Origin of the sequence: Pseudomonas sp. R5-89-07 (assembly GCF_003851685.1) — a bacterium.
GTDB lineage: Bacteria > Pseudomonadota > Gammaproteobacteria > Pseudomonadales > Pseudomonadaceae > Aquipseudomonas.
The window spans coordinates 3,099,075-3,120,917 of the sequence record NZ_CP027727.1 but is presented as its reverse complement, the minus strand read 5'-3'; the positions used below and the strand labels follow the sequence as shown (position 1 = coordinate 3,120,917).

At 58.6% G+C, this 21,843-nt stretch carries 25 protein-coding genes and 1 tRNA gene; 18 read left to right on the top strand and 8 right to left on the bottom strand.

Going from position 1 to position 21,843, the window contains the following annotated elements:
- Positions 1–13 precede the first annotated feature (13 nt).
- Genes C4J94_RS14190 through C4J94_RS14175 form a run of 4 tightly spaced genes read left to right on the top strand, consistent with a single transcriptional unit; the run spans position 14 to position 4,948 of the window.
- A complete protein-coding gene (locus tag C4J94_RS14190; RefSeq protein WP_124386746.1) occupies positions 14–3,070 on the top strand; it encodes a phage tail tape measure protein in 3,057 nt (1,018 codons plus the stop codon).
- The gene (locus tag C4J94_RS14185; protein ID WP_124386745.1) at positions 3,070–3,408 is read left to right on the top strand and encodes a phage tail protein; all 339 of its coding nucleotides are present in this window, start codon (positions 3,070–3,072) and stop codon (positions 3,406–3,408) included. Before C4J94_RS14190 ends, C4J94_RS14185 begins: the two co-directional genes overlap by 1 nt.
- Before the next feature lie 11 nt (positions 3,409–3,419).
- On the top strand, positions 3,420–4,172 hold the full coding sequence (locus tag C4J94_RS14180) for a phage minor tail protein L (protein ID WP_124386744.1): 753 nt from the start codon (positions 3,420–3,422) through the stop codon (positions 4,170–4,172).
- 2 nt (positions 4,173–4,174) lie between these two features.
- Entirely contained in the window at positions 4,175–4,948 is a 774-nt protein-coding gene (locus C4J94_RS14175) for a C40 family peptidase (protein WP_124386743.1), read from the top strand.
- Here C4J94_RS14175 and C4J94_RS14170 read toward each other — a convergent pair.
- On the bottom strand, positions 4,924–5,523 hold the full coding sequence (locus C4J94_RS14170) for a hypothetical protein (RefSeq protein ID WP_124386742.1): 600 nt from the start codon (positions 5,521–5,523) through the stop codon (positions 4,924–4,926). The two genes, C4J94_RS14175 and C4J94_RS14170, sit on opposite strands and share 25 nt — an antisense overlap.
- 83 nt (positions 5,524–5,606) lie before the next feature.
- Positions 5,607–6,167: a fasciclin domain-containing protein gene (locus tag C4J94_RS14165; protein ID WP_124386741.1), complete on the bottom strand. Its 561-nt coding sequence runs from the start codon at positions 6,165–6,167 to the stop codon at positions 5,607–5,609.
- A gap of 195 nt (positions 6,168–6,362) precedes the next feature.
- Between C4J94_RS14165 and C4J94_RS14160 the strand changes: the two genes are divergently transcribed.
- The 9 genes from C4J94_RS14160 (at position 6,363) to C4J94_RS14120 (ending at position 14,853) form a co-directional block, all read left to right on the top strand.
- Complete coding sequence (locus C4J94_RS14160; RefSeq protein ID WP_256657522.1) at positions 6,363–6,704, top strand: hypothetical protein; 342 nt, start codon at positions 6,363–6,365, stop codon at positions 6,702–6,704.
- A gap of 69 nt (positions 6,705–6,773) precedes the next feature.
- Positions 6,774–7,202 (top strand): hypothetical protein, encoded by a 429-nt coding sequence (locus tag C4J94_RS14155; protein ID WP_124386740.1) that lies wholly within the window; start codon positions 6,774–6,776, stop codon positions 7,200–7,202.
- A 55-nt stretch (positions 7,203–7,257) separates the two neighbouring features.
- Entirely contained in the window at positions 7,258–7,851 is a 594-nt protein-coding gene (locus C4J94_RS14150; protein WP_124386739.1) for a tail assembly protein, read from the top strand.
- 59 nt (positions 7,852–7,910) lie between these two features.
- Positions 7,911–11,369: a host specificity protein J gene (locus C4J94_RS14145; protein WP_124386738.1), complete on the top strand. Its 3,459-nt coding sequence runs from the start codon at positions 7,911–7,913 to the stop codon at positions 11,367–11,369.
- Positions 11,370–11,697: 328 nt separating this feature from the next.
- Positions 11,698–12,396 carry a hypothetical protein gene (locus tag C4J94_RS14140; RefSeq protein WP_124386737.1) on the top strand — a complete coding sequence of 233 codons (699 nt, stop codon included), beginning with the start codon at positions 11,698–11,700 and terminating at the stop codon, positions 12,394–12,396.
- A gap of 30 nt (positions 12,397–12,426) precedes the next feature.
- On the top strand, positions 12,427–13,173 hold the full coding sequence (locus C4J94_RS28010) for a hypothetical protein (RefSeq protein WP_124386736.1): 747 nt from the start codon (positions 12,427–12,429) through the stop codon (positions 13,171–13,173).
- 2 nt (positions 13,174–13,175) lie between these two features.
- Positions 13,176–13,736: a tail fiber assembly protein gene (locus C4J94_RS28005; protein WP_124386735.1), complete on the top strand. Its 561-nt coding sequence runs from the start codon at positions 13,176–13,178 to the stop codon at positions 13,734–13,736.
- A 59-nt stretch (positions 13,737–13,795) separates the two neighbouring features.
- Positions 13,796–14,329: a glycoside hydrolase family 19 protein gene (locus C4J94_RS14125; protein ID WP_124386734.1), complete on the top strand. Its 534-nt coding sequence runs from the start codon at positions 13,796–13,798 to the stop codon at positions 14,327–14,329.
- On the top strand, positions 14,326–14,853 hold the full coding sequence (locus tag C4J94_RS14120) for a lysis system i-spanin subunit Rz (RefSeq protein ID WP_124386733.1): 528 nt from the start codon (positions 14,326–14,328) through the stop codon (positions 14,851–14,853). Before C4J94_RS14125 ends, C4J94_RS14120 begins: the two co-directional genes overlap by 4 nt.
- Here the strand turns inward: C4J94_RS14120 and C4J94_RS14115 are convergent.
- On the bottom strand, positions 14,834–15,526 hold the full coding sequence (locus C4J94_RS14115; RefSeq protein ID WP_124386732.1) for an SOS response-associated peptidase family protein: 693 nt from the start codon (positions 15,524–15,526) through the stop codon (positions 14,834–14,836). The two genes, C4J94_RS14120 and C4J94_RS14115, sit on opposite strands and share 20 nt — an antisense overlap.
- Positions 15,527–16,123: 597 nt before the next feature.
- Between C4J94_RS14115 and C4J94_RS14105 the strand changes: the two genes are divergently transcribed.
- Positions 16,124–16,549 (top strand): LexA family transcriptional regulator, encoded by a 426-nt coding sequence (locus C4J94_RS14105; protein ID WP_124386730.1) that lies wholly within the window; start codon positions 16,124–16,126, stop codon positions 16,547–16,549.
- On the top strand, positions 16,542–17,816 hold the full coding sequence (gene umuC, locus C4J94_RS14100; RefSeq protein WP_124386729.1) for a translesion error-prone DNA polymerase V subunit UmuC: 1,275 nt from the start codon (positions 16,542–16,544) through the stop codon (positions 17,814–17,816). Before C4J94_RS14105 ends, umuC begins: the two co-directional genes overlap by 8 nt.
- Before the next feature lie 3 nt (positions 17,817–17,819).
- Here the strand turns inward: umuC and C4J94_RS14095 are convergent, their stop codons facing one another.
- The 3 genes from C4J94_RS14095 to C4J94_RS14085 form a co-directional block, all read right to left on the bottom strand.
- On the bottom strand, positions 17,820–18,029 hold the full coding sequence (locus tag C4J94_RS14095; protein WP_122560948.1) for a hypothetical protein: 210 nt from the start codon (positions 18,027–18,029) through the stop codon (positions 17,820–17,822).
- Between the two features lie 117 nt (positions 18,030–18,146).
- Complete coding sequence (locus tag C4J94_RS14090; protein ID WP_124386728.1) at positions 18,147–18,323, bottom strand: DUF3606 domain-containing protein; 177 nt, start codon at positions 18,321–18,323, stop codon at positions 18,147–18,149.
- A gap of 205 nt (positions 18,324–18,528) precedes the next feature.
- A tRNA-Leu gene (locus tag C4J94_RS14085) sits at positions 18,529–18,615 on the bottom strand.
- Between the two features lie 224 nt (positions 18,616–18,839).
- On the opposite strand from C4J94_RS14085, the gene C4J94_RS14080 reads away from it, so the two are divergent.
- The gene (locus C4J94_RS14080) at positions 18,840–19,316 is read left to right on the top strand and encodes a hypothetical protein (protein ID WP_124386727.1); all 477 of its coding nucleotides are present in this window, start codon (positions 18,840–18,842) and stop codon (positions 19,314–19,316) included.
- A gap of 92 nt (positions 19,317–19,408) precedes the next feature.
- Positions 19,409–19,600 (top strand): DUF2188 domain-containing protein, encoded by a 192-nt coding sequence (locus C4J94_RS14075; protein WP_124386726.1) that lies wholly within the window; start codon positions 19,409–19,411, stop codon positions 19,598–19,600.
- A gap of 71 nt (positions 19,601–19,671) precedes the next feature.
- On the opposite strand, the gene C4J94_RS14070 is transcribed toward C4J94_RS14075, so the two are convergent.
- Complete coding sequence (locus C4J94_RS14070) at positions 19,672–20,199, bottom strand: DinB family protein (protein ID WP_124386725.1); 528 nt, start codon at positions 20,197–20,199, stop codon at positions 19,672–19,674.
- Positions 20,200–20,323: 124 nt separating this feature from the next.
- On the opposite strand from C4J94_RS14070, the gene C4J94_RS14065 reads away from it, so the two are divergent.
- On the top strand, positions 20,324–21,016 hold the full coding sequence (locus C4J94_RS14065; RefSeq protein WP_124386724.1) for a tellurite resistance TerB family protein: 693 nt from the start codon (positions 20,324–20,326) through the stop codon (positions 21,014–21,016).
- Here the strand turns inward: C4J94_RS14065 and C4J94_RS14060 are convergent.
- Positions 21,013–21,834: a hypothetical protein gene (locus tag C4J94_RS14060; protein ID WP_124386723.1), complete on the bottom strand. Its 822-nt coding sequence runs from the start codon at positions 21,832–21,834 to the stop codon at positions 21,013–21,015. The two genes, C4J94_RS14065 and C4J94_RS14060, sit on opposite strands and share 4 nt — an antisense overlap.
- Between the last annotated feature and the right edge of the window lie 9 nt (positions 21,835–21,843).

Below are 21,843 nucleotides of genomic sequence, written 5' to 3'. Positions count from 1 at the left end.
TCAAGGTGAGTCGATGAACATTGCAGAGCTCGGCGTCAAGATCGACTCGGCCGATGCAATCCAGGCGAAAACGAGTCTGGATGAAATGGCGAAGGCCGGCGGCCGGGCCGAGCAGTCCGCCGTCTCGCTGATGAACGAAATGCAGGCGCTGGAAAAGTCGCTGTCCACCAGCGCCAAAACCACCCAGGATCTAGCTAAGCAGCGTGACGCTCTCGCCAAGCTGACCAAGACCGGCGCCTATGGCGAGGCCGAGGCGGCGAAGATCTCGGCTCAGCTCGATAAGCAGCAGATCGCCCTGGCCAAGTCTGCGATGGACGAGCAGAAGGCGCTGAACAGCCTGCTGGGGGCGATTGACCCGGCCCGCGCGGCGCTGGCAAAACTGGACAATCAGGTCGAGCAGCTCGGCAAGCACCTCGACGAGGGCCGAATCAGCCAGGACCAGTACAACAGCGCGCTGGGTAAGATCGACAAGGACTACGCAAAGCTCGAAAAAACCGCCACTGGTTTCGACAAGCTGCGCCTCGGTAGCCGTCAGGCCCAGGAAAATGTTGTTCAGCTCGGTAACGCGTTGTCTTCGGGCGACTGGGGTAGCGGTGTTCGTGCCGTCGCTCAGTTGGGTGTTGGTGCTAGCGCTGGTGCGGCTGGTCTGCTCGCCATTCTGGCTCCGCTGGCGTTGGCTACCGCTGCCGTGGGCGGCCTGGCCGTTGCGTACTACAAGGGCAGCGAAGAGCAGGACCGGTATAACAAGTCGCTGATCCTCACCGGCAATTACGCTGGCGTGAGCGCCGGGCAATTGGGCGACATGGCGCGGCAGGTCAGCGCTACCGTGGGCACCACAGGCCAGGCCGCTGAAGTGTTGGCGATGCTGGCAGACAACGGCAAGATCGCCGGCGAGAGCTTTACCGGCATCACCCAAGCCGCAGTATCGATGCAGGAAGCCACGGGCAAGGCGGTGAGCGAGACGGTTGCCGAGTTCGTGAAGCTTGCCGATGACCCGGTGAAGGCCTCGGCTGCACTGAACGAGCAGTATCACTACCTCACTGCTTCGGTTTACTCGCAGATCGCCGCACTGGAAGAGCAGGGCGACCACGCAGGGGCCGTGAAGCTGGCGACCGAATCCTACGCCGACGCCATCAACGAGCGCACTCCAAAGATTTTGGAGAACCTGAGCTTCTGGGAGAAAGGCTACAACGCCGTCGCGCGAGCTGCAGACAACCTCAAAAATATTGGCCGACCGGATATCGGCGCCGATATAGAGCAGGCCCGCCGCGACCTGGCGAGCGCTCAGTCTGGCGATGTGGGTCTGTTCCAAAACAAGCAGGTGATGGTTGATTACTACACCAATCAACTGAATATGCTGGAAGACCAGCGGGACGCCGAAGCCGACATCGCCAAGCAAGAGGGCGAGCGTGCCAAGGCGCAACAGTCCGCGATCACTTCGATGCAGAAGGTGGACGCGCTCACCAAGTCGTCGCTAACCAATGAACAGAAACGCGCCGAAGCCCTGAAGGATTACAAGCAGCAGCTCGACGACATCCGCAAGGTAGCGCCGAACGATCCGCGCCTGGCCCAGGCGGTTATCGATAAAAATATCTCCAACATCAATGACAAGTTCAAGGATCCGAAAGCCGCCGGCACCCAGATCGACCTGACCAGCTTCAACAACGCTAAAAACGACCTGGCGGCGATCACCGATACCTACAAGAACTACCAGAAGGAGCTGGACGCCGCGCAGAAAGCCGGCCTGCTATCCGAGGAAGACTACCTGCTTCGTCGCCAGGCCCTGATCGGCAACGAGCTTGATCAGGTGACGGCAGCCTACGAGGCCGAAATCTCTGCCCTGGAAGCATCCAAGGCCAAGAAGGACACCTCGGCCGCGCAAAGCATTCAACTGGACCAGAAAATCGCCGATGCGCGCGCGGGCATGGTCAAGGCGCAGAGGGACGCTGATAGTCAGCTTGAAGTACTGGCTACCAACGAGACCGGGAGACTCGCCAAGCAGGAGCGGGCAATCAGTTCCTACGTGCAGGCGCTGGGTCAGCAACAGCGGGCCCTGGAGCTGGCAGGCCAGCGCGCCGTATTGGGTGTCGGCCAGGGCGACCGACAGAACGCACTGAGCGGGCAGCTGAACAGCCAGCAAGACAGGTTTGCTCAACAGTCGCTTGAGTTGGAAAACCAGCGCTCCGACCCGTCGCGGAAAATGTCGGAGGAAGAATTCAAACGGAAATCTCAGGCGCTCACAGACGCGAATAAGGCCGCGACCGACCAGATCCGGCAGAACTACGCTGACGTCGAGAACGCCCAGGGCGACTGGACGAAGGGAGCAACTGCCGCATGGGAAAACTATCTGGACTCGGCGAAGGATATCGCCGGCCAGACCAAAAGCCTGTTTGGCAACGCCTTCAGCTCCATGGAGGACTCAATCGTCAACTTTGCCATGACCGGCAAGGCGTCGTTCTCTGACTTCGCCAAATCGATCCTAGCCGACATGGCGCGCATTGCTGCTCGACAGGCCAGCTCGGCATTGCTGGGTAGCCTGGTGGGCGCTGCAGCAAGCTACTTCGGCGGCAGTGCTGCTGGCGGCGGCAACGGACTGGCAGCGGGATCTGCCGGGGCTACGTCCTCAAACTTGGGCGCGTCCTCAGCCGGCTACTCGAGCACGTATTTCCCGCAAGCCATGGGCGGCGCCTGGTCTGGTGGTGTTCAGATGTTCGCCGACGGCGGCGCCTTCACCAACTCAATCGTGAGCAAGCCCACGGCGTTCGGCATGGCCAACGGCAAAACCGGCGTCATGGGTGAGGCGGGGGAGGAGGCGATCATGCCGCTGACCCGGACTTCCAGCGGCAAGTTGGGGGTGATGGCGATGGGCGGCGGCGGGGCTGGCGCAACGCAGATCAATGTCGAGGTGCATATCGATGGCGACGGGAACGCGTCGTCTACCGCTGATGCGCCTGGCTATGACCTGTTCGGCAAGGAGCTGGCAACCTTCGTAGAGCAGAAGTATCAAGAGCTGCGCTCGAAGGACATGCGCCAAGGCGGCGTCATCAACAAAGCAATCAAGGGGCGCTGATGGCAATCGAACGATTTACCTGGGCAACGGAGAAGGGCGCGGATGGCGATATTGCACAGCGCGTTCGCTCCAAGCAGTTCGGCGATGGATATGAGCAGTCGGTGGAGGATGGCCTGAACAACCGATCGCAATCGTGGCCGGTGACGTTTACCGGTCTGAAGCCTCGAATCAAGGACATCATGGCTTTCATCGACCGACACAAAGGGGCGAAGGGCTTCCTGTGGGAGCCGCCCCTTGGCGAGCTCGGCCTCTACAAGTGCAACGGCTACAAGTCGATTCACCGCGGCGGCCAGGTCTACGCCATCACCGCCACCTTCCAGCAAACCTTCCACCCCTGAGATAACCGCCCATGGCACTGATCACGGACATCCAGAAACTGGAGCCCGGCGGCGAAATTCGCCTGTTCGAAATCGACGGGACCGAATACGGCGCCGATTACCTGCGCTTCCACGGTCACGCAATCCCGCACACGCCAGAGGAACTGCTGGCCTACGAGCATTCGGAAGACGATCTGCCCGCCAAGTCTATTTGGTGGCAGGGCGCCGAGTACGCGGCCTGGCCTGTGCAGATCGATGGCATCTCATCGAGCAGCGACGGGACCGCCTCCCGGCCCACTTTCGCTGCTGGCAATATCAATGGGCGCGTCACAGCGCTGTGCCTGGCTTTCGAGGACCTGCTGAAGTTCAAGCTGACGGTTCGAGAGACGATGGCCAAGTATCTGGATGCGGTGAACTTCCCCGAGGGCAACCCGACTGCTGACCCGACCCAGGAAGCGCTAGAAATCTGGTACATCGACCAGAAGACCAGCGAAGACGGGGAGGCGGTGGTCTGGGAGCTGTCTTCACCTGGCGAGATCGACAACCACGGCCTGCCCGGCCGGCAGATGACGACCTTCTGCCACTGGGCAATGACCAATGGTTACCGAGGGCCAGATTGCGGCTACACCGGCGCGGCTATGTTCGACGACGAGGACAACCCTACGGATGATCCGCCACTGGACCAGTGCAAGGGCTGCCTGTCGTCCTGCAAGTTGCGGTTCGGCGAGAACAACGAACTCTCCTTCGGTGGATTCCCCGCCGTTTCCCTGATAGCACGGAGCTGAGCATGCGCAAGCACATCATTGCGGCCATCCAGGTGCACGCGGCGGCGGAGTATCCGCGTGAATGCTGCGGCCTGCTGCTGGCCGTCGGCCGCGCGCAGAAGTACTTCCCGTGCCGGAATATTGCCACGGAGCCGAACGAAGAGTTCCGGCTTGATCCCGAGGACTACGCTGCGGCGGAAGACTTGGGCGAGGTGATCGGCATCGTGCACTCCCACCCAGATGCCACCAGCAGGCCTTCACCGCACGACCTGGCCATGTGCGAGGCCACGACGCTACCCTGGCACATTTTGTCGTGGCCCGAGGGCGATATGCGCACGATCATGCCTACGGGTAGCACGCCGCTGCTCAATCGCCCGTTCGTGCATGGCGCTTGGGACTGCTGGCAGGTCTGCGCCGATTGGTACCAGCGGGAATGGGGGCTTGAATTTGAGGTCTTCCAGCGCACCGACGGCTGGTGGGAGAGCGCGGAGAGCGCGAGCCTGTACGAGCAGCACTACGAGGCCGCCGGCTTTGTTCGCGTCGACCGGCCGCAGCGCGGCGATCTGATCGTTATGCATGTGGGTCGGACGGTTCACCCGAACCATGCAGGGATCTATCTGGGCACTGATCCGGCGCTACCAGGGGAAGATTCGGGAGCGTTCGGCCCGGGTCCATTCCTGCTGCACCATTTGTACGGCAGGCCGTCCGAAATCATCGTTTTCGGCGGCCCGTGGCATGACAGAACGCGCCTGATCCTCAGGCATAACGAAGCTCAGTCCAAGCTGCCCAGCGAATAGATCGAAAATCCGTCTTTCGTTAGATGAGTGACCTCAGTCGTGCCACCAATGTAAACGCGATCCCTGGGCTTTTGGTCCTCCTGTCGCGACTGTGCACGCATGATTTCGGGCGCACACGCAGGGAACGAATTCCAGTCTATTCCCGCCATGTCTATAAGCTCTGGCTTTACGCCAAGCCCATAATCTAAACGCTCGGATTTGAAATCCGACACAGAACGGTAAGCGAATCCATGGATTTTTCCAGAATCGTCGGAGATCCCGAAGTGATAGATCGTTGCAGTTTGGTCTTGGAAGGCGGGGACATGGCGATTCAGTTCGCTCCAGAGGGCCTGAAGCTCTTGGGGCGAATGAGCGTCGACCGTATCTACATCGAGGGCAAAACCCTGGTTATTCACAAGTCCGATCCATCGACTGTAAAAAAGGGCCGATCCAGTAGCGGCAATGATCAGTCGCATGTGGGGTATCGCGATGGCTTTGCTCGCGCGGCCTGGGGGCGTGTCGATGGAATAGTGTAAAAGCGTATCTGTAACTACGATCGCTTCATTATCATCCGTGTAAAACAGTAGCGATGACATAGCTCTTCCTTGAATTGACAGTAACTACCTAAATACGCGCCTCAACACCCGGCAAACTGCACGCCTGCCGGGTTCACGAGCATTTAAGGCATCAAGACAGAGTCAACAACGTGGATTACGCCGTTGGACTGCATAACGTCTGCGATGCTGATACCCGCCTTACCGCCTTTGGCATCGACAACCCATAGCTTGCCGTCGTGCAGCTTAATATTCAGCGACTCCCCCTGAACCGTTTTCAACACAACGGTACCGCCGTTCTTCTTGGCGTCGGCCATCAGTTGGGCCGATGTGTGAGTGCCCGGCACGACATGGTAGGTCAGAATTTTAGTCAGGTCGGCTTTGTGTTCAGGCTTGACCAGAGTATCGACAGTACCTGCTGGCAGCTTAGCAAAGGCTTCGTTTGTCGGAGCGAATACGGTGAAAGGGCCTTTGCTGTTGAGCGTATCAACCAACCCGGCAGCTTTGACTGCTGCTACGAGGGTCGTGTGGTCCTGCGAGTTGACCGCGTTCTCAACGATGGTTTTGCTTGGGTACATCGCTGCGCCTCCGACCATCACAGCGTCGGCAGCAAAGCTGATGGTTGCGGTAACGGAGAGAATCGCGAAGCAGGCTGCAGCAGCAATTTTTTTGTAAAAGGCGTGCATGATGTATCTCCTTGGCTCTTATGCCCTCCGAGTGAGGGTATTGAATCTACGAGCCAGGGATCAAAGTGGATGCACCTTTCAAAAAAATAACTTTTGCAGCTCAACGCCTGTCGTTCGCGTTCACCGGCATTCCATCCACACTGGATGCCTGGACAGGTCCGGGTTACAGTCCTCTCTTTCCTGGGGAAGACAGCAATGAAAATTTGGCTGATGATTTTGGCTGTTGCGATGCTTGCGGGCTGCGCGGACAGCGGGCCGATCAAGGTCGGGCCTGACACGTACACGATTTCCACCCGTGTTCCTTTCGGCGGTCCTGCATCTGCGAAAGGGCAAGCGCTCAAAGAGGCGAACGTGTTTTGCGAGTCTCAAGGCCGAGAAATCCTGCTCGATCACATGCAAGCCAGCGAGTGCGCATTGCACGGCGGCTGCGGTGAGGCAGAGATTTATTTCTTCTGTATGGCGAAGGGCGATCCGCAGTTGAAGCGGCAAAAATACAGCCCTGATCCCACGCAGAAGATTGAAATAGATCAGCGCTGATCAGTTAGGTCTGCTTGGTCCAGCAGCTTAGCCTGGGCTACAGTCCCGCCAAACCAATAAGGGAATGACATGCGAATTTTGATAGCGGCGGTAGTGGTGGCGATGCTGGCGGGGTGTGCGACTTCTCCGATGTCTGCGCGAGATGCGAAACCAGTGCCGAGTGACGAGCTTTACGCATTTCAAAGCAAGACGCAGAATGCCACATCCCGCATCACCGTGGTCAGGGATGGCGGCTTCGTTGGCTCAGGCTGCGATCTGGTCCTATATATCGAAGGGCGCCGTGCCGCGAAGATTGGGCCAGGTCAGCGCGCCAGTTTTTATGTTGAGCCCGGACCGGTAAACCTGGGCACTGGGCTCGCAGAGTCGGGGCTTTGTGCTGGTGCGGCAATCCGAACCATCAGCGCGACTCTTAAGCCGGGCGGTGAAAGCCAGTTTCGTATCAGTGGCGATATGGGCGGTTTCTTCCTGGCCCCTTACGTTGATTACGGCGGCCGTTGAGGTCGTTGATCTTGGAGCTGCCTTCGGGTGGCTTTTTTATTGCTTGGAGAAAATCATGTCCGCAATCGCAATCGATTACTCGCCGCTGGAAACGGTGCGGCTAGGTGGAATGCTGCGTCAGTTTGGCAAGGAATACAGGATGGCTGTTCGCAGCCCAGCGGAGGCAATCAAAGCCCTTTGCGTGCAGATTCCAGGGTTCGAGCGATTTTTATCCAACGCCAAGTCGAGAGGCTTGGAGTTCGCGGTTTTCCGAGGGAAGAAAAATATCGGCGAGAACGAACTTTGCTATCGGGGCAGCGGTGAAATCAGAATTGTCCCCGTCATCACGGGCAGCAAGCGCGCAGGCCTGCTGCAAACGATCGTGGGGGCGGTGATGATTGTTGTAGGCGTCATTCTAATTGCCACACCTTTCGGCGCGCCATTGATCGCTGCGGGCATCGGCCTTGTTGCCGGTGGCGTAATTCAGATGTTGAGCCCCCAGGCCGGCGGCCTAAAAACCAGCGCTGCGCCCGAGAACACCCCCGGCTACGCCTTCGGCAGTGCCAAGAACACCACTGCATCCGGCAACCCGGTTCCACTTTGTTACGGCAAGCGGCGCGTAGGCGGCGCAATCATCAGCGCCGCTATTTACGCCGAAGACCAGATGTAGCGATCAACCGCAGCACAGCAGCCGCCCATGAGGCGGTTTTTTATTGTCTGGAGGAAAGCATGGGCGCAGCAAGCAAGATTGATATCCACGGCGCCAAGGGCGGCGAAGAGAAGCCGAAAACTCCAACGGAAGCCCCGGATAGCCTGCGCTCGGTCGCTATTGCCAAGATGCTCATAGCTATTGGCGAGGGTGAATTCGAAGGTACGCCAACGGCGCGCGACATCTACCTCGACAACACTCCGCTGCAAGATCCCCAAGGAAACATGAACTTCCCGAACGTGAAGTGGGAATGGCGCACCGGGGCGGTGGACCAGACCTATATCCAGGGAATCCCTTCTGTTGAGAACGAAACCACCATCAACACTGAGCTACGCAGCGGTACGCCTTGGGTCCGGGCGATCAGCAACACCCAGCTTTCCGCCGTGCGTGTTCGCTTTGCCTGGCCGGCACTGCAGGCGGTCGATGCGGCCAACAACATAAATGGTTACCGGATCGAATATAAAGTCGAGGTGGCTACTGACGGCGGCTCCTATCAGCAGGTGCTGTCTGAGGCTGTGGATGGCAAGACTACGACTGTGTACGAGCGCACTCGCCGAATCGACCTACCCAAAGCCACCACAGGCTGGCTGATGCGAATCACACGACTGACGATCAACCAAAACAACAACAAAATCTCGGACACCATGCAGATCGCCGGCTTTACCGAGGTGATCGACGCGAAGATCCGCTACCCGAACACCGCGCTGCTTTATATCGAGTTCTCCGCCGAGCAGTTCCGCAGCATTCCGGCCGTAACAGTCGAGACCAAGCTGAAGAAGGTGCAGGTACCGAGCAATTACGACCCCGTGGCGCGCTCGTACAGCGGAGTGTGGGACGGCACCTTCAAGCAGGCCTGGACCGACAACGCGGTCTGGATGACCTACGACATTACTACCGCTGACCGCTTCGGCCTTGGCCGCCGCATCAAGCCTTGGATGGTCGACAAGTGGGAGCTGTATCGGATATCGCAGTACTGCGACCAACTGGTACCGGACGGGAAGGGCGGCCAGGAGCCGCGCTTCATCTGCAATTTGAACCTGCAGAGCAAGGCTGATGCCTGGTCGCTGCTGCGCGATATCTCGGCGATCTACCGGGGCATGACCTACTGGGCCCAGGGCCAGGTCTTCACCCTTTCGGATATGCCGCGCGCAACCGATTTTGACTTCGCCTACACCCGCGCGAACGTGATCGACGGGAAGTTCACTTACTCAAGCGCTTCAGAGCGCACCCGCTATACCCGCGCCCTGGTCAGCTACGACAACCCGCTGAACAACTATGACACCGACGTCACGGCGGTGACCGACCAGAAACTTCAGCGGCGCTACGGCGATAACCCGCTGGAGATCAGCGCCATCGGTTGCACCCGCGAATCCGAGGCTCAGCGCCGCGGTAAGTGGGCGCTACTGACCAACTCCAAGGACCGGGCGGTTACTTTCAAGGTCGGCCTGGACGGGCGTATCCCGCTGCCTGGGTATGTGATCCCGATCGCTGATGAACTGCTGGCCGGCCGACCTGTGGGTGGGCGCATCTCGGCGGTGAACGGTAAGGTCATCACTCTGGACCGCGACACCCAGGCAAAACCAGGCGACCGACTGATCCTCAACCTGCCAGACGGCAAGTGCGAGGGGCGCACCGTGCAACTGGTCAGCGGCCGGCAGGTCACCGTCACTGTGGCCTATTCGGTTACGCCTGAACCTGAGCTGGTGTGGGCGCTGGATGCTGACGACCTGGCCATCCCGCTGTACCGCGTGGTGAGCGTGGCCCGGCCAGAGCCTGGCGTGTTTGAAATATCAGCTGTTCAGTACGACCCGAGCAAGTTTGCGCACATCGACACCGGCGCGCGCCTGGAAGAGCGCCCGATTAGCGTTATCCCTATCACCGTAGTACCCGCGCCGGCCAGCGTCACGCTCACGTCGAGCTATGCCATCAACCAGGGCATTGCCATCAGCACCATGAACATCTCGTGGCCCGCTGTCACTGGCGCTGTTGCGTATGAAGCGGAGTGGCGCAAGGACAACGGGAACTGGATCAAGGTGCAGCGCACGGGCTCGACGAGCGTGGATGTCACTGGCATCTACTTGGGTGCATACCTGGCCCGAGTGCGAGCAGTCAGCGCCTTCGAAATCTCGTCGGTGTGGAAAAACTCCATGCTGACCAACCTGGAAGGGAAGGTTGGCTTGCCACCTGCGGTGTCGTTCCTGACCACCACCAGCGAACTGTTCGGCATCGGCATCAAATGGGGCTTCCCTGCTGGTGCCGAGGACACCCAGCGCACTGAGCTGTGGTATGGCCCGGCGAACAGCTTGCCGGCGGCAACGAAGCTGGCCGACCTGGCATATCCGCAGGCCGATTACCGTATGCAGCAACTGCTGGCGGGCGCCACGCTGTTCTTCTGGGCGCGCCTGGTCGACCGTACCGGCAACATCGGTCCTTTCTATCCGGTGGTCAATGGGGTGATGGGCCAGGCAAGTTCGGACGCCGGGCCGATTCTCAACATGCTGGCCGGTAAGATCAGCAAAACTCAACTCGGTCAGGACCTCATCACCGAACTGGATGGCCTGCAGGACCAGATCGACGAACTGGATGCCCTGGGTGGCTACGTTCCCACTCAGGTCTACCTAAAAGGGCAGATGGTGGTGGAGGCGGATCGCATCTACCAGGCGAAGGTGCAGGTTCCTGTCAACAACCCGCCGCCCAACACCACTTACTGGCTGGACGTGGGTCAATCGGTGGAGACAGTCAGCGGACTGGCCCAGCAGGTCAACACCAACACCACCGACATTACCGAGCTGGACGGCTTGGTTACCGCCCAAGCCAGCACCACCAATGCATTGCGGGCTTCTGCTCGCGAGGACAGTGGTAGTGGGGCGAAGGCAGATGCACTGAAGGGCTGGTCCAGCACTGCGGCGATCGTGCAGGAAAGCAAGGTCAGGGCGACGGCGATCGAGGCTGAGGCAACGAAAACGACAAAGCTGGAAGCAACTGTCGGGCAGAACACCTCCGCCATTCAGGAGACGTCTTCAGCGCTGGCCAACACCAACGGGAAATTGCAGACCTTGTGGTCGGTGAAGATGGAAACCACCTCTGGTGGGCAGAAGTACGCCGCTTCGTTTGGTCTTGGCCTACAGGTCGACCCATCCGGTGTGTCGTCGCAATTCGTGGTCAGGGCTGACACGTTCATGTTGCTGAACCTCGCCAATGGTTCGCCGGTGTCGCCGTTCGCCGTGTCGGGTGGGCAGACCTTCATAAGTTCTGCATTTATCCAGGACGGGACGATTACTAACGCAAAAATTGGCAACTACATCCAGTCGAACAATTACGTGGCGGGCACTTCCGGTTGGAAGTTGTTCTTCGACGGAACCTTTGAAATCAACGGCGTGGTGCCGGGGCAGGGCAGATCGATGATGACAAATCGGTCGTTGCGGTTCTGGGATGTAGCTGGTGTTAAGCGCGTGCAAATAGGAGACCTGACCGAATGAGTTCTGGGATGCGAGTATGGGACGCATCCGGCAGGCTGCAGCTGGATGAAACGTCTTTCACGATGCGCGTGGTTTATACAGCCGTTATATCGCCTTCAACGTGGGGAACGGCAAAGTATATGGATATAGCTGTGGCAGGCATAACGCCTCAGAATGCGGCCGCATTCCCAACACCAATTGGTGCAGTAGGCACAATTAATAATGCCCAAGTTGAGCCTGAAATTCTAAGCGGCGTCGTCAGAGTTTGGAGGCCAATACGTGGCGACCCCTACGGGAACTCAGCCCTCACTAATTTCCAGCAGCGAATTACAGTTGTGAGGTTTAAGTAATGGCTGATTCCTATGGCTTTCTTCTTACTGCTGGCGATGATAATAGGGTTGTGGTTGATTCTGAGTTCTCGCGGATGTCCACGCTGTACAAAGGTACGTATGTTGCTAATGAATCAAGCGGTGCGTCATCGCTAACTTTGTTTCCAGCCGCAATAACGACGCAAGAGCAGCCGCTTGTATTTATAAGGCCTAATAGCGCCAATGGCATTATAGGGATGAGCAACCTTGAAATTTTGGGCGTTCCCGGTAATTGGACTGGCTTCAGGGTGCGCCAGTTTAACCTGTACACCATTCAACCCAACGGCCGATGGTTTGTCGCCAACTTTGTGACGCAGCCACTTGCGTCATATGGCGCTCGATTTTGGAATTCTGCCGGCACTCCCATTTTCGATTCCGCGTCACCTCCTGCTATTTTTGTTAGGTCAAGTAACAGCTGGACGTACACGGGTAGCGGTCAGGACGGACAGGGGCAATCAATAAGTTATTTCAGCGCACCTTTCAATATGGAGGAGGACGAATACTTTATGATCAATAACTTTGTTATGTCGGCGGTCTCGGGCACGTCTGGCATAGGCACAAGGCAGATCGCTGCCATGTGGGACTACCCAGCGAGGCTTATCAGGATAGGCCTCATAACTAATGCCGGTAATACAGTAGCTACTGGTTTAACAGTAATGGTTGGAAAAACCATTCAGTAAATTACGCTGAGCCTTTGTTAGGAGATTGATATGTCGTGGTATAGAACCGGGGCAGTAACTGTTACGCTGAACTCAAGTGTGGTAATTGGGATCAGTACAGAGTTTGTTGCAAATTGTCGGGTAGGCGATGCGTTCCTTGGGCCAGATGGTGGATGGTACGAGGTATCTAATATCGCAAGTAATACCGCGCTTTCCATTATCCCCAACTATAGAGGCCCGACAAACTCCCCTGCTGCCTATGCAATAACCCCAGTGCAAGGCTACGACAAATTGTTGTCAGATGGCTTTAACTCGCTGGTCAACCAGTTCGGTACTAAGCTTGCGGCGCTGGGCACTACCGGCAATTACGATATCTTGCCACTGAACAAGGGCGGTACCGGCGGCACAACGCAAGCGGATGCACGTGCTGGGCTTGGTCTCGGATCAGCAGCAACCGCCACAGTTGGGACAGCCGCCGGCAACGTCATGCCTGTAGGTGCATACGGCCTTGGCGCAGTATCCGCACCTGTTTCAGCGTCTCCATCCACGGTCGGGTTCAGCGTCACCTCTGGCGGCGGCGCCGATCAGACCCCATCGACAGGTTCTGGCGGGTCACGCATCACCATGAACACGGGTGGACTTCTGTTCAACGAAATAGTTATCGCCGCAAACAGCGCGACCAGCCCGACAATGGGATATCGCCAGTTCAACAGCAACGGCGTTCCCGGCCCATGGAACGTTGTTTATACGAACCAAAACACCACTCGTGCGCAAGACGGCACACTCAAGGCGATCTGATCATGGCAAGAGCGGCAATCAATATTGTGGGCGCGACTGGCGCTATGTTTGATATCACCTCACTTGGAAGCGATGAGGTTGACAGCTACCGATCTGGCGTGGGGGTTTACTGCATCACGGGCACCCAGGGCATGGTGCCATTCCCACCTACTGATCAAGGGTGGGGATACTCATTGCATCCTTCTGAACATTCCGCGCAGGTCGGTATCGATTTTACCGAGGGTCTTCTAACCGTAACGGTAACGATGGGAGGTGAACCCTGCGACCTCAAGACAATGATCACGCTTCACGTCCTGGTTCCGGATCTGCCCCATGAAGAGATTCCGCCGACACCTCCGATCATCAGTAGCCCGCTTGATTACGCCCGTGCTGAGGTCCAGAGGCTTCGAGCAATCGCGGATTACGCTGTTGCGCCGCTTCAGGATGCCGTAGATGTGGACGAAGCTACGGAGGCGGAGGTGCTGCTGCTCAAAGCCTGGAAAAAATATCGCGTTGCCCTGAACCGAGTTCAGGATCAGCAGCAATACCCGGACGTCATCGAGTGGCCTGTCGCCCCAGCGTAACCTGCACAGCCTGACCAATACCCGCCGTCGAGCGGGTTTTTTATTGCCTGGAGAAAGCCATGCCAATCACTGAGCAGCAGTTGCTGCAGATCCTCCCGAACGCCGGCCGCAATGCCGGCGTTTTTGTTCCTGCCCTGAACACGGCCATGAGTCGCTACGGCATCGTGGGCACCGCGCGCGTGGCGGCTTTCATTGCCCAGGTCGGGCACGAGTCCGGCCAGTTGCGCTGGGTTCGCGAGATCTGGGGGCCAACGGCGCAGCAGCTCACGTACGAAGGCCGGGCCGATCTAGGTAACACCGTGAAGGGTGACGGCTCGAAGTACCGTGGCCGCGGCTTGATCCAGATTACTGGCCGGGCCAATTACGCAGCGTGCGGCGAGGCGCTGGGCCTGGACCTGATCAACAAGCCTGAATTGCTTGAGTTGCCCCAGCACGCCGCCATGTCTGCTGCCTGGTTTTGGTCGACCAAGGGCCTGAACACGCTGGCGGACCAAGGGCAATTCGTGAAGATCACTCGGCGCATTAACGGCGGCCTCACCGGCCAGGCCGACCGCCAGGCGCTGTACGACAAAGCGCTGAAGGTTCTGGCATGACGCCGGTTCAGAAGTTGGCCGGCCTGGTGGCGCTGATCCTGCTGCTGATGGCCGGTGCCGCCGGCGTGACGTGGCAGGTGCAGGACTGGCGCATGGGCAAGAAACTGTCTGAGCAGCTATCGGCGCAGAGTGCCGCGCACCAGGATCAGCTCGACGCCATCACCAACGAGGCGTGGCGGCAGCAGAGGGCCGAGCAGAACAAGCGCTTGGCCACCGAGCAGCAGCTCGCCACCCAGGACCAACAACACATCAAGGAACTATCCGATGCCCAACGCAACCAAGCTGCTCTGCGCGATCGCCTTACCACTGCTGATGTCCGGTTGTCAGTCCTCCTTGCCGAAGATCCAGCCAGTGGCTGCAACGTGCCTGCCTCCGCCGGCGCCGTCGGCTTGGTTCATGCAGCCCGTCGAGCCCAGCTTGACCCAGCGCATGCTCAAAGAATTATCCGCATCACCGACGACGGCGATAACGCCATAATCGCCTTGCGTGCCTGTCAGGCGTACGTCAGGGCCGTGGCTCGCTGATGGGCTGAATTAAATCCAGACCCTGGTTCCGCACGTTGCCCACGGCCTTGTCGACCTTGAACCATTCGAACACCTCGGATGGCTCTCCCTGGTGCAGCGCCATCTGCTCGGCGCGCTCCTTGGGTGTAGCCGGATCGAGCCATTCCCGAGCCAGCTCAGGCGCCAGTACCACGGGCCGCCGGTCGTGTACATCCACCATTCCGCCGGCGCTGTCGGCGGTGATGATCACAAAGCCGTCGTGCTCGCCCGGGCCCTCGTCGGCGTCCGGCAGTTGACCAATGGCCGCACAGAATATCGGCGCACGGTCCCGCCGGCGGATCAGGTAGGGCTGCTTCTTGTGCCCACCTTCATCCACCCACTCAAACCAATTGTCTATCGGCGTGATGGCGCGGTGCGGCCAGATGGCCCGGAAGAACGGGCCGTGGGCGACCTTCTCGACGCGGGCATTGATTGGAGCTGCCCGGTCTTTCGCCCAGTGCGGCCGCCATCCCCAGCGCACCGGATCGGCGTTCAAGAGATCACCCTGCAGGTGCAGCAACCCAACCGCGGTAGTGGGTGCCACGTTGTACCGCTCAATCGGTTGATCGCCCACGGAGTTCACCAGGACGTTGGGCATGCTCAGGGCTGCAACGAAGTCGTGAATGCCGCTGTACTGAGAAAGTCGTCCACACATACAAATCTCCACTCGTCGGTGCCCGTGAACAGGCGAGCTTGGGCAGTTTCTATAAAGTAGACACTAGCAAAGAGGATTGGTCATGAGGGCCGATGTTCAGTATTCCAAGGCCCGAGAGGCTAGAGGTGGGGAATCCCATAGACCTTCTTTTTTTTCGGCGACGCCTAGAGACCGATACGAGTTTCGCCTCTTGGTGGCCGATTATCTTAAGCTCCGAGGTCTGATCAAATACCGCGAGTGGTGCCGTCGTGTAAACGAAGCGGTCGCGGCTTACGCTGACGAGCTAGGTTAGCGGCTGCTTATAAATGTTCGCATCCAGCAGCAACCGCTTTCTCCCCCTCTGGGCAAGTGGTCGCGCGGGCCCGCAACGACAGCTCATTCCTCCCGGGCGAGCCCCGCGACATTCCCCCGCAGCCTATGTACATGCGCCGGTCTCAGCCAGTTCATCCACGAGCAGGGCGTGGATCCTGCTGTACTGCGAAAGCCTTCCACACATGGCAACCTCTCCGTCTGTCGAAATCCCCTACAGACAAATTGACCGCGAGTCGCCTGCAAAGTTAACTGTACATTCGTACAGTGCACGTAGAAGGCTGCATCATGAGCTTTACCATTTTAGGTCCTATATCCGAAGGCGGCACGAAGCTGCCTTTTTGCTCGTTTCGGGTTCCTGCTGGGTTTCCATCACCTGCAGCCGACCATATCGAGCAGCACATCTCATTGGATGAGGTCCTAAATATCAGGGCGCCGCACGTCTACCTGATCGCTATCACCGGCGAAAGCATGCAAGGCGCCGGCATCTTCGAGGGCGACCTGGCTGTCGTGGACCGTTCTATTGAGCCGGCTCACGGTCATATAGTGGTCGCTTTGCTCAATAACGATCCCATGTGCAAGCGCCTCTGCAAGCGTGGGAGCGAGGTGATCCTGCTTTCAGAAAACCCGAAATACCCAGCGCGGTACGTCTTGGAAGGCGACGAACTGTCGATTTGGGGCGTGATCACCAGCACGGTGCGGAGTCATGTCTAATACGCCTGTTTTCGCGCTGATCGACTGCAACAGCTTTTACGCGAGCTGTGAACGGGTGTTTCGTCCCGACTTAGCCAAAACGCCCATTGTGGTGCTGAGCAATAACGACGGGTGCGTGATTGCCCGGAGTTATGACGCCAAGCCCTTTATCAAGATGGGCGAGCCGTATTTCCAGATCAAGCACAAGCTCAAGCAGCACGGCATCGTTCCCTTCTCATCGAACTATGCACTTTATGGCGACATGAGCGAACGGGTGATGACGCTGATTGAATCGATGGTGCCTGCCGTCGAGATTTACAGCATTGATGAAGCCTTCGCCGACCTCACGGGAATACCAGGGCTGGATGCCCTTGGGCGCCAGATCAGGGCACAGGTATTGCGCGGCACCGGTATTCCCGTTGGGGTCGGCATCGCGAACACCAAGACCCTGGCAAAGCTGGCCAACCACACAGCAAAGCGACTCCAGGCTCAAACCGGCGGTGTGGTGAATATCACCCATCCGGTCAAGCGCGATTGGGTGTTGCGCAATACCGACGTCGCAGAAGTGTGGGGCGTGGGCCGGAAGATGAAACTTCACCTCGACGCCATGGGCATCAAGTCCGCGATGGACTTGGCCAAGGCCGATCCCTGGACGCTGCGCAAGAAATTCAGCGTGGTGATCGAGAAAACTGCGCGGGAGCTGGCCGGCACGTCGTGCCTGGAGCTGGATGAGCCAGACCCGCCGAAGCAAGAAATCTGCTGTAGCCGGATGTTCGGCAAGCGCCTTACCGAGTTGCCCCCGATCAAGGAAGCGGTGGCCACCTACATGATGCGGGCCTCCGAAAAGCTCCGCGCGCAAAACTCGCTGTGTAAGAAGGTCCGCGTTTGCATCCGCACCGGGATGTTCAACCCGGAGGAGGCGAAGTATGCCAACGGCGTTGTGGTCGATATGCCGTATCCCACTGACGACGTGCGCTTGCTCACCAAGGCGGCGGTTGATTCGCTCGATAGGATCTTCCGACCGGGGTTCAATTACAGCAAAGCCGAGGTGATGCTGCTCAACCTGTGCCAGCCAGGCGAATACACCGACGATCTTTTCGCAGTTTCACAGCCGGCCGAGTCAACTCGGGTTATGACGGTGCTGGACCAGATCAACGGTCGGTGGGGAAGGGGCACGCTTCGATCTGCCAGCGTGCCCACTAACCCCGACTGGGGTATGCGCAGGGAGATGATGAGTCAAAGCTATACCACCAAGCTGGACCAGTTATGGACCGTTGCCTGCAAATAGAGCTCATTCCGGGGTCTGCAAAACTGCCAGGGTCATTTTTATGAATTCTTCGTTGTGGCCGATGGTGAAAAGCGCGCCGCGGACGTTATCAGCCACCTCGGCAGAACCGTGCTGACCCACCCAATTCGACAGTTCTAAAATGGCGGCTTCGAGGGCGAGTTGGTTCTCGTAGAGTTTGGAAAGCAGGGAAGGGAGTAAATCTGTGTTCGGCATCGTTGTTCCTCCTTGAAGAGGACAGCGTAGCAGCTTAAAAGGATTTTTTGAGGTCGGCAGAACGCCAGGAAGGGGTTGGGTTAATCGCCCTGCAGCAGCGCAGGGCGATACCACGTTTCACTTACCGAGTTTTTTACGAACGTCGTCGACCATGGGGCCGACAGCTTTCACCGCGTCTTTGAGCTGCTGTTCAGTTACGCCGAATTCCTTCGTCCAATGCTTCACTTCCCAGGCTTCTGAAGTGTTCACTCGAGCACGGTCTTGAGGGCCGCGGTTGTTCAGATCGTCAGACATATTCAGCTCCATGCGGTTTGGCCTGGAAATGCCCAGGTTTCTCCTGATAGAGCCTTAGGATGCGCGCGTAGTTCGCTTGATTTTTGGTAGTGGTAATTCGGTCAGCAGGACGCCGGAGAGGGGGAATTGCGGAACAGCTTGTGAAATTGCGGAACAGAAAAGATAAGGGCCTGCTCAGGTTTCCCTGGCAAGCCCTTGATATCTGTGGTGCCCGAACCCGGAATCGAACCGGGACGCCCTTACGAGCGGGGGATTTTAAGTCCCATGCGTCTACCAGTTTCGCCATTCGGGCGGTAGCGCGGTGCAGCAGGGGTGCGAATATATAGATCAAGGCGCTTCGGCGCAACCTCGATACACGCTTTCCTGCACAAAGATTCATCTGAAAAAACCTGTCAGATCAGTGGTCTACGCGGCCTTCTCGTCTGTTCAAACGATATAGGCCCAGCCCAGGAACAAGTCCTCCAAATGACAGTCATGGCGATATGCCATCTCGGCAGTTCGCTAAGGAGTCAGTTGATGCGCAAGGTCCGTATGCAGTCTTGGATGATAGCTGCAGGCATGGTGGGGCTGTTGGGCGCTGCGATAATCGCTCCGGCGCAGGCGGGGGTTGCGGTGAAGTGGGGGGAGTTCGAGGCGTCGAGGGGGGACGCGTTGACCGGTGCCTCGGCGGATGGGGACGATAGATATGTGTTGAGACCGTCGAGTATTAAAGTCAGGGATATCGAGGCGTTGCAGGAGGCCCAGAAGGTTGGCCTCAGCGAATTGCAGAGCCTCAAGAGCAAAGTAGAAGGCCAAGACCGCGCTTTCGAGGAATTCAAACGCAAGGATGGCTCCAGCACCAGCAGCAATGACAGTCAGGTTGCCAGCCTCAAGCGCGCATTGGAGGAGCAGAAAACCACCATAGATCGGCAAAAAGGCGAGATCGAGGGGCTCAAGCGCAGCCTGGATGATTTGAAGCGCAATGTGGACACGTTGAGCAGCAAGGTGAAGTGATGAATCGCTACGACGCACGGTCGTCACTGCGCTGACAGCGGGTGTAAGGTGGGGCGTGTAACGCTTGGAAATCTCAGGAAACGGAGGTGACTATGAGCGCTCCACTGCTGAAAAAACTGCACCTGAATGGGTACGAGGTCGTGCAGGTCAACTACGGTCCGTGGCGGGTGTGTACCCATAAGGACCGGTTGGCGTCGTTCAATTCCCGCGAGCAGGCGCTGGCCTATGCCGCCACGCTGCCGACGCATAAGGTACGCGCCAGGCCGGTGTCCAACGACGATTGAGTAAAGTGAACGTGGGAGGGCGCAAGCGTCCTTCCACACTTTTTTGCGTCAATTGCAAACTGATGCCGCGTTCAGTCAATCAACGCGAGCAAGTCGGTATCGCCCACGTCCACACCGGCCTGACTCAACAGCGTGGTCACCTGGCCGCGATGGTGGGTCTGGTGATTGAAAAAATGCAGCAGCAGGGCGAAGAATGGTTTCTCTTGGGCTGCACCGCGCATGTTGTGATAGCGCAAGGGCTGGTCCAGATCGGTTTCCTGCAGATTGCCGGCCCAATTGAGGATCAGTTGATCCAGCCAGGCGCGATGGGCCGAGAGTTCGCGAATGTCGGCGAACGCCAGCTGCCCCAGATCCGCAGGTGTGGCGATGGTGCTCAAGGGTAGCAACGCGGTAAAACCTGCCGGGTGCTCGGCGAAGCGTTTTAGCCACACCGTGTCGCCCAGCATCAGGTGATTCAGGGTGCCGAGGATAGAGCCGAAAAACGCCTGTCGGTCGACGGCCAGCGCCACGTCGGTCAGCTTGCCGGCGGCTTCGTAGACCTTGCGATTCATCCATTGGTTGTAGTTGGCCATCAACGCAATGTGCTCGATGCGGTTCACTGTAATTTCCTTTCAGTGGCAAGGTGGCGCCATCATAAAGCTTGCCCGCCCGGCGGTCATGGTGTTCCATCAAGGGCGGACTAAGGTTGATTAACGCCACTACGCGCCCAGGAGGGCGACACCAATGAATACCAGCGATCTACTGGAACAACTGTTGCGCGGCGCAGGCCAGGGCGGCGCTTCTTCGGGCGGCGGCCTGGGCGGGCTGCTTGGCGGGCTGCTCAAAGGTACCAGTGGCGGTACCGCTGCTGGCGGCGGCGGTCTGGGGGATTTATTGGGTGGGCTTGGCGGCATGTTGGGCGGTGGCGCGGCGACGCGCCCGGCGCAAGGGCGTGCAGGCGGTATGAACTACGCCGCGTTGGCGTCTCTCGGGATGATGGCCTTCAAGGCGTACCAGGCCTGGCAGAGCCAGCAGGCGAGCCAGCCGCAGCAAGCCTTCCAGACGGCCGACCAGCTTTCAGGCGCGCAAATCGAAGCACACAGCCATGCGGTGCTGCGTGCACTGATCGCTGCCGCGAAGGCCGATGGCCGGATCGATGAGAAAGAGCAGCAGCTGATTTCCAATGAACTGGGCAAGCACACTGACGACCCGCAACTGCAGCAGTGGCTTGACGCTGAGGTCGCCAAGCCATTGGATGCTGCGGATTTCGCCGAGTTTGCCAACGACCCGGCAGTGGCGGCCGAGGTGTATCTGGCCAGTGTCATGCTGGTGGATGATCAGCAGGATGCGGAGCGCAATTACCTCGACGATCTAGCCGCCCAGTTGCAAATCGATCCGCAGTTGCAACTGCACCTGGAGCAGCAGACCAAAGCCTAGAACCTCAGCGTCGCGCCTGTGGTCAGCCACTGGTCACGCTCACCGATCAGGCTACGCCCGACCACCAGGTCCACGTCGACAAGCTTGCCGACGTGGAACCGCGGCCCGGCCTGCCATGCCTGATCGCCGCCTTCCTGGCCATAGCGCTCGGCGATCAGCGTAAGTACCTCTGCCATCTGATATTCAACCCCCGTGCCCCACGTCAGTAGGTGCTTCTGGTCGCCATTGTTGTAGGCATGATTCCAGCCCGCATTCAGGTTCACGCGCAAAGCGTCCAGGGCTTGCCACGTCAACGGAATGTTGAAGTCAGCGCCATCGAATGCGTGCTGCCTATCCAGGGCAAAGTGCGCCCCGGCGGCAATTGCCAGTTCCAGCCCGAGGTCTTGCCGTGACAGCACCTGCACCTTCAGTTGCGGGCTGACTTGAGTCTCGCCTTTTCCGTCGGCAGTCGCGCGCGACAACGCCGTCCCCCACTGCACGGATGGCAAGCCGTCAAACGTACATGCGGGTGACAGCATCTCGTTATGTGTGCCGCCATCGTGCCGGTTGGCGGTGTACCAGGCGTCGACATTGCATTCTCCAGGAGCGTTGATGGCACCATCGTCGACTACATAAGCGCCGCCTGCTGCATGCGCTTTAGCAAAGAACGCGAGCGCCAGGACAACGCCCAGGCTCACCCCGATAAACATCAGGTTACGGCGTAAGGCTCGGCGCTTGGCCGGCGGCAATAGCAGCAGGGTAGGGCGCACGTTGCGCGAATGACGCGCGCGATAGTTGGCGAACCCGTTCGCCTGCTTTGGGTTGCGTTGCTTGTGCATGATGCACCT

What these genes read in the sequence shown, in the direction of transcription:
- C4J94_RS14160 (WP_256657522.1), top strand. Translation starts at nt 6,363, where the DNA reads ATGAAAATTTGGCTGATGATTTTGGCTGTTGCGATGCTTGCGGGCTGC.
- C4J94_RS14155 (WP_124386740.1), top strand. Translation starts at nt 6,774, where the DNA reads ATGCGAATTTTGATAGCGGCGGTAGTGGTGGCGATGCTGGCGGGGTGT.
- C4J94_RS14080 (WP_124386727.1), top strand. Translation starts at nt 18,840, where the DNA reads ATGCGCAAGGTCCGTATGCAGTCTTGGATGATAGCTGCAGGCATGGTG.
- C4J94_RS14060 (WP_124386723.1), bottom strand. Translation starts at nt 21,834, where the DNA reads ATGCACAAGCAACGCAACCCAAAGCAGGCGAACGGGTTCGCCAACTAT.
- C4J94_RS14145 (WP_124386738.1), top strand. Translation starts at nt 7,911, where the DNA reads ATGGGCGCAGCAAGCAAGATTGATATCCACGGCGCCAAGGGCGGCGAA.
- C4J94_RS14165 (WP_124386741.1), bottom strand. Translation starts at nt 6,167, where the DNA reads ATGCACGCCTTTTACAAAAAAATTGCTGCTGCAGCCTGCTTCGCGATT.
- C4J94_RS14185 (WP_124386745.1), top strand. Translation starts at nt 3,070, where the DNA reads ATGGCAATCGAACGATTTACCTGGGCAACGGAGAAGGGCGCGGATGGC.
- C4J94_RS14090 (WP_124386728.1), bottom strand. Translation starts at nt 18,323, where the DNA reads ATGTCTGACGATCTGAACAACCGCGGCCCTCAAGACCGTGCTCGAGTG.
- umuC (WP_124386729.1), top strand. Translation starts at nt 16,542, where the DNA reads ATGTCTAATACGCCTGTTTTCGCGCTGATCGACTGCAACAGCTTTTAC.
- C4J94_RS14115 (WP_124386732.1), bottom strand. Translation starts at nt 15,526, where the DNA reads ATGTGTGGACGACTTTCTCAGTACAGCGGCATTCACGACTTCGTTGCA.
- C4J94_RS14125 (WP_124386734.1), top strand. Translation starts at nt 13,796, where the DNA reads ATGCCAATCACTGAGCAGCAGTTGCTGCAGATCCTCCCGAACGCCGGC.
- C4J94_RS14150 (WP_124386739.1), top strand. Translation starts at nt 7,258, where the DNA reads ATGTCCGCAATCGCAATCGATTACTCGCCGCTGGAAACGGTGCGGCTA.
- C4J94_RS14065 (WP_124386724.1), top strand. Translation starts at nt 20,324, where the DNA reads ATGAATACCAGCGATCTACTGGAACAACTGTTGCGCGGCGCAGGCCAG.
- C4J94_RS14170 (WP_124386742.1), bottom strand. Translation starts at nt 5,523, where the DNA reads ATGTCATCGCTACTGTTTTACACGGATGATAATGAAGCGATCGTAGTT.
- C4J94_RS14105 (WP_124386730.1), top strand. Translation starts at nt 16,124, where the DNA reads ATGAGCTTTACCATTTTAGGTCCTATATCCGAAGGCGGCACGAAGCTG.
- C4J94_RS14140 (WP_124386737.1), top strand. Translation starts at nt 11,698, where the DNA reads ATGGCTGATTCCTATGGCTTTCTTCTTACTGCTGGCGATGATAATAGG.
- C4J94_RS28010 (WP_124386736.1), top strand. Translation starts at nt 12,427, where the DNA reads ATGTCGTGGTATAGAACCGGGGCAGTAACTGTTACGCTGAACTCAAGT.
- C4J94_RS14190 (WP_124386746.1), top strand. Translation starts at nt 14, where the DNA reads ATGAACATTGCAGAGCTCGGCGTCAAGATCGACTCGGCCGATGCAATC.
- C4J94_RS14095 (WP_122560948.1), bottom strand. Translation starts at nt 18,029, where the DNA reads ATGCCGAACACAGATTTACTCCCTTCCCTGCTTTCCAAACTCTACGAG.
- C4J94_RS14175 (WP_124386743.1), top strand. Translation starts at nt 4,175, where the DNA reads ATGCGCAAGCACATCATTGCGGCCATCCAGGTGCACGCGGCGGCGGAG.
- C4J94_RS14120 (WP_124386733.1), top strand. Translation starts at nt 14,326, where the DNA reads ATGACGCCGGTTCAGAAGTTGGCCGGCCTGGTGGCGCTGATCCTGCTG.
- C4J94_RS28005 (WP_124386735.1), top strand. Translation starts at nt 13,176, where the DNA reads ATGGCAAGAGCGGCAATCAATATTGTGGGCGCGACTGGCGCTATGTTT.
- C4J94_RS14075 (WP_124386726.1), top strand. Translation starts at nt 19,409, where the DNA reads ATGAGCGCTCCACTGCTGAAAAAACTGCACCTGAATGGGTACGAGGTC.
- C4J94_RS14180 (WP_124386744.1), top strand. Translation starts at nt 3,420, where the DNA reads ATGGCACTGATCACGGACATCCAGAAACTGGAGCCCGGCGGCGAAATT.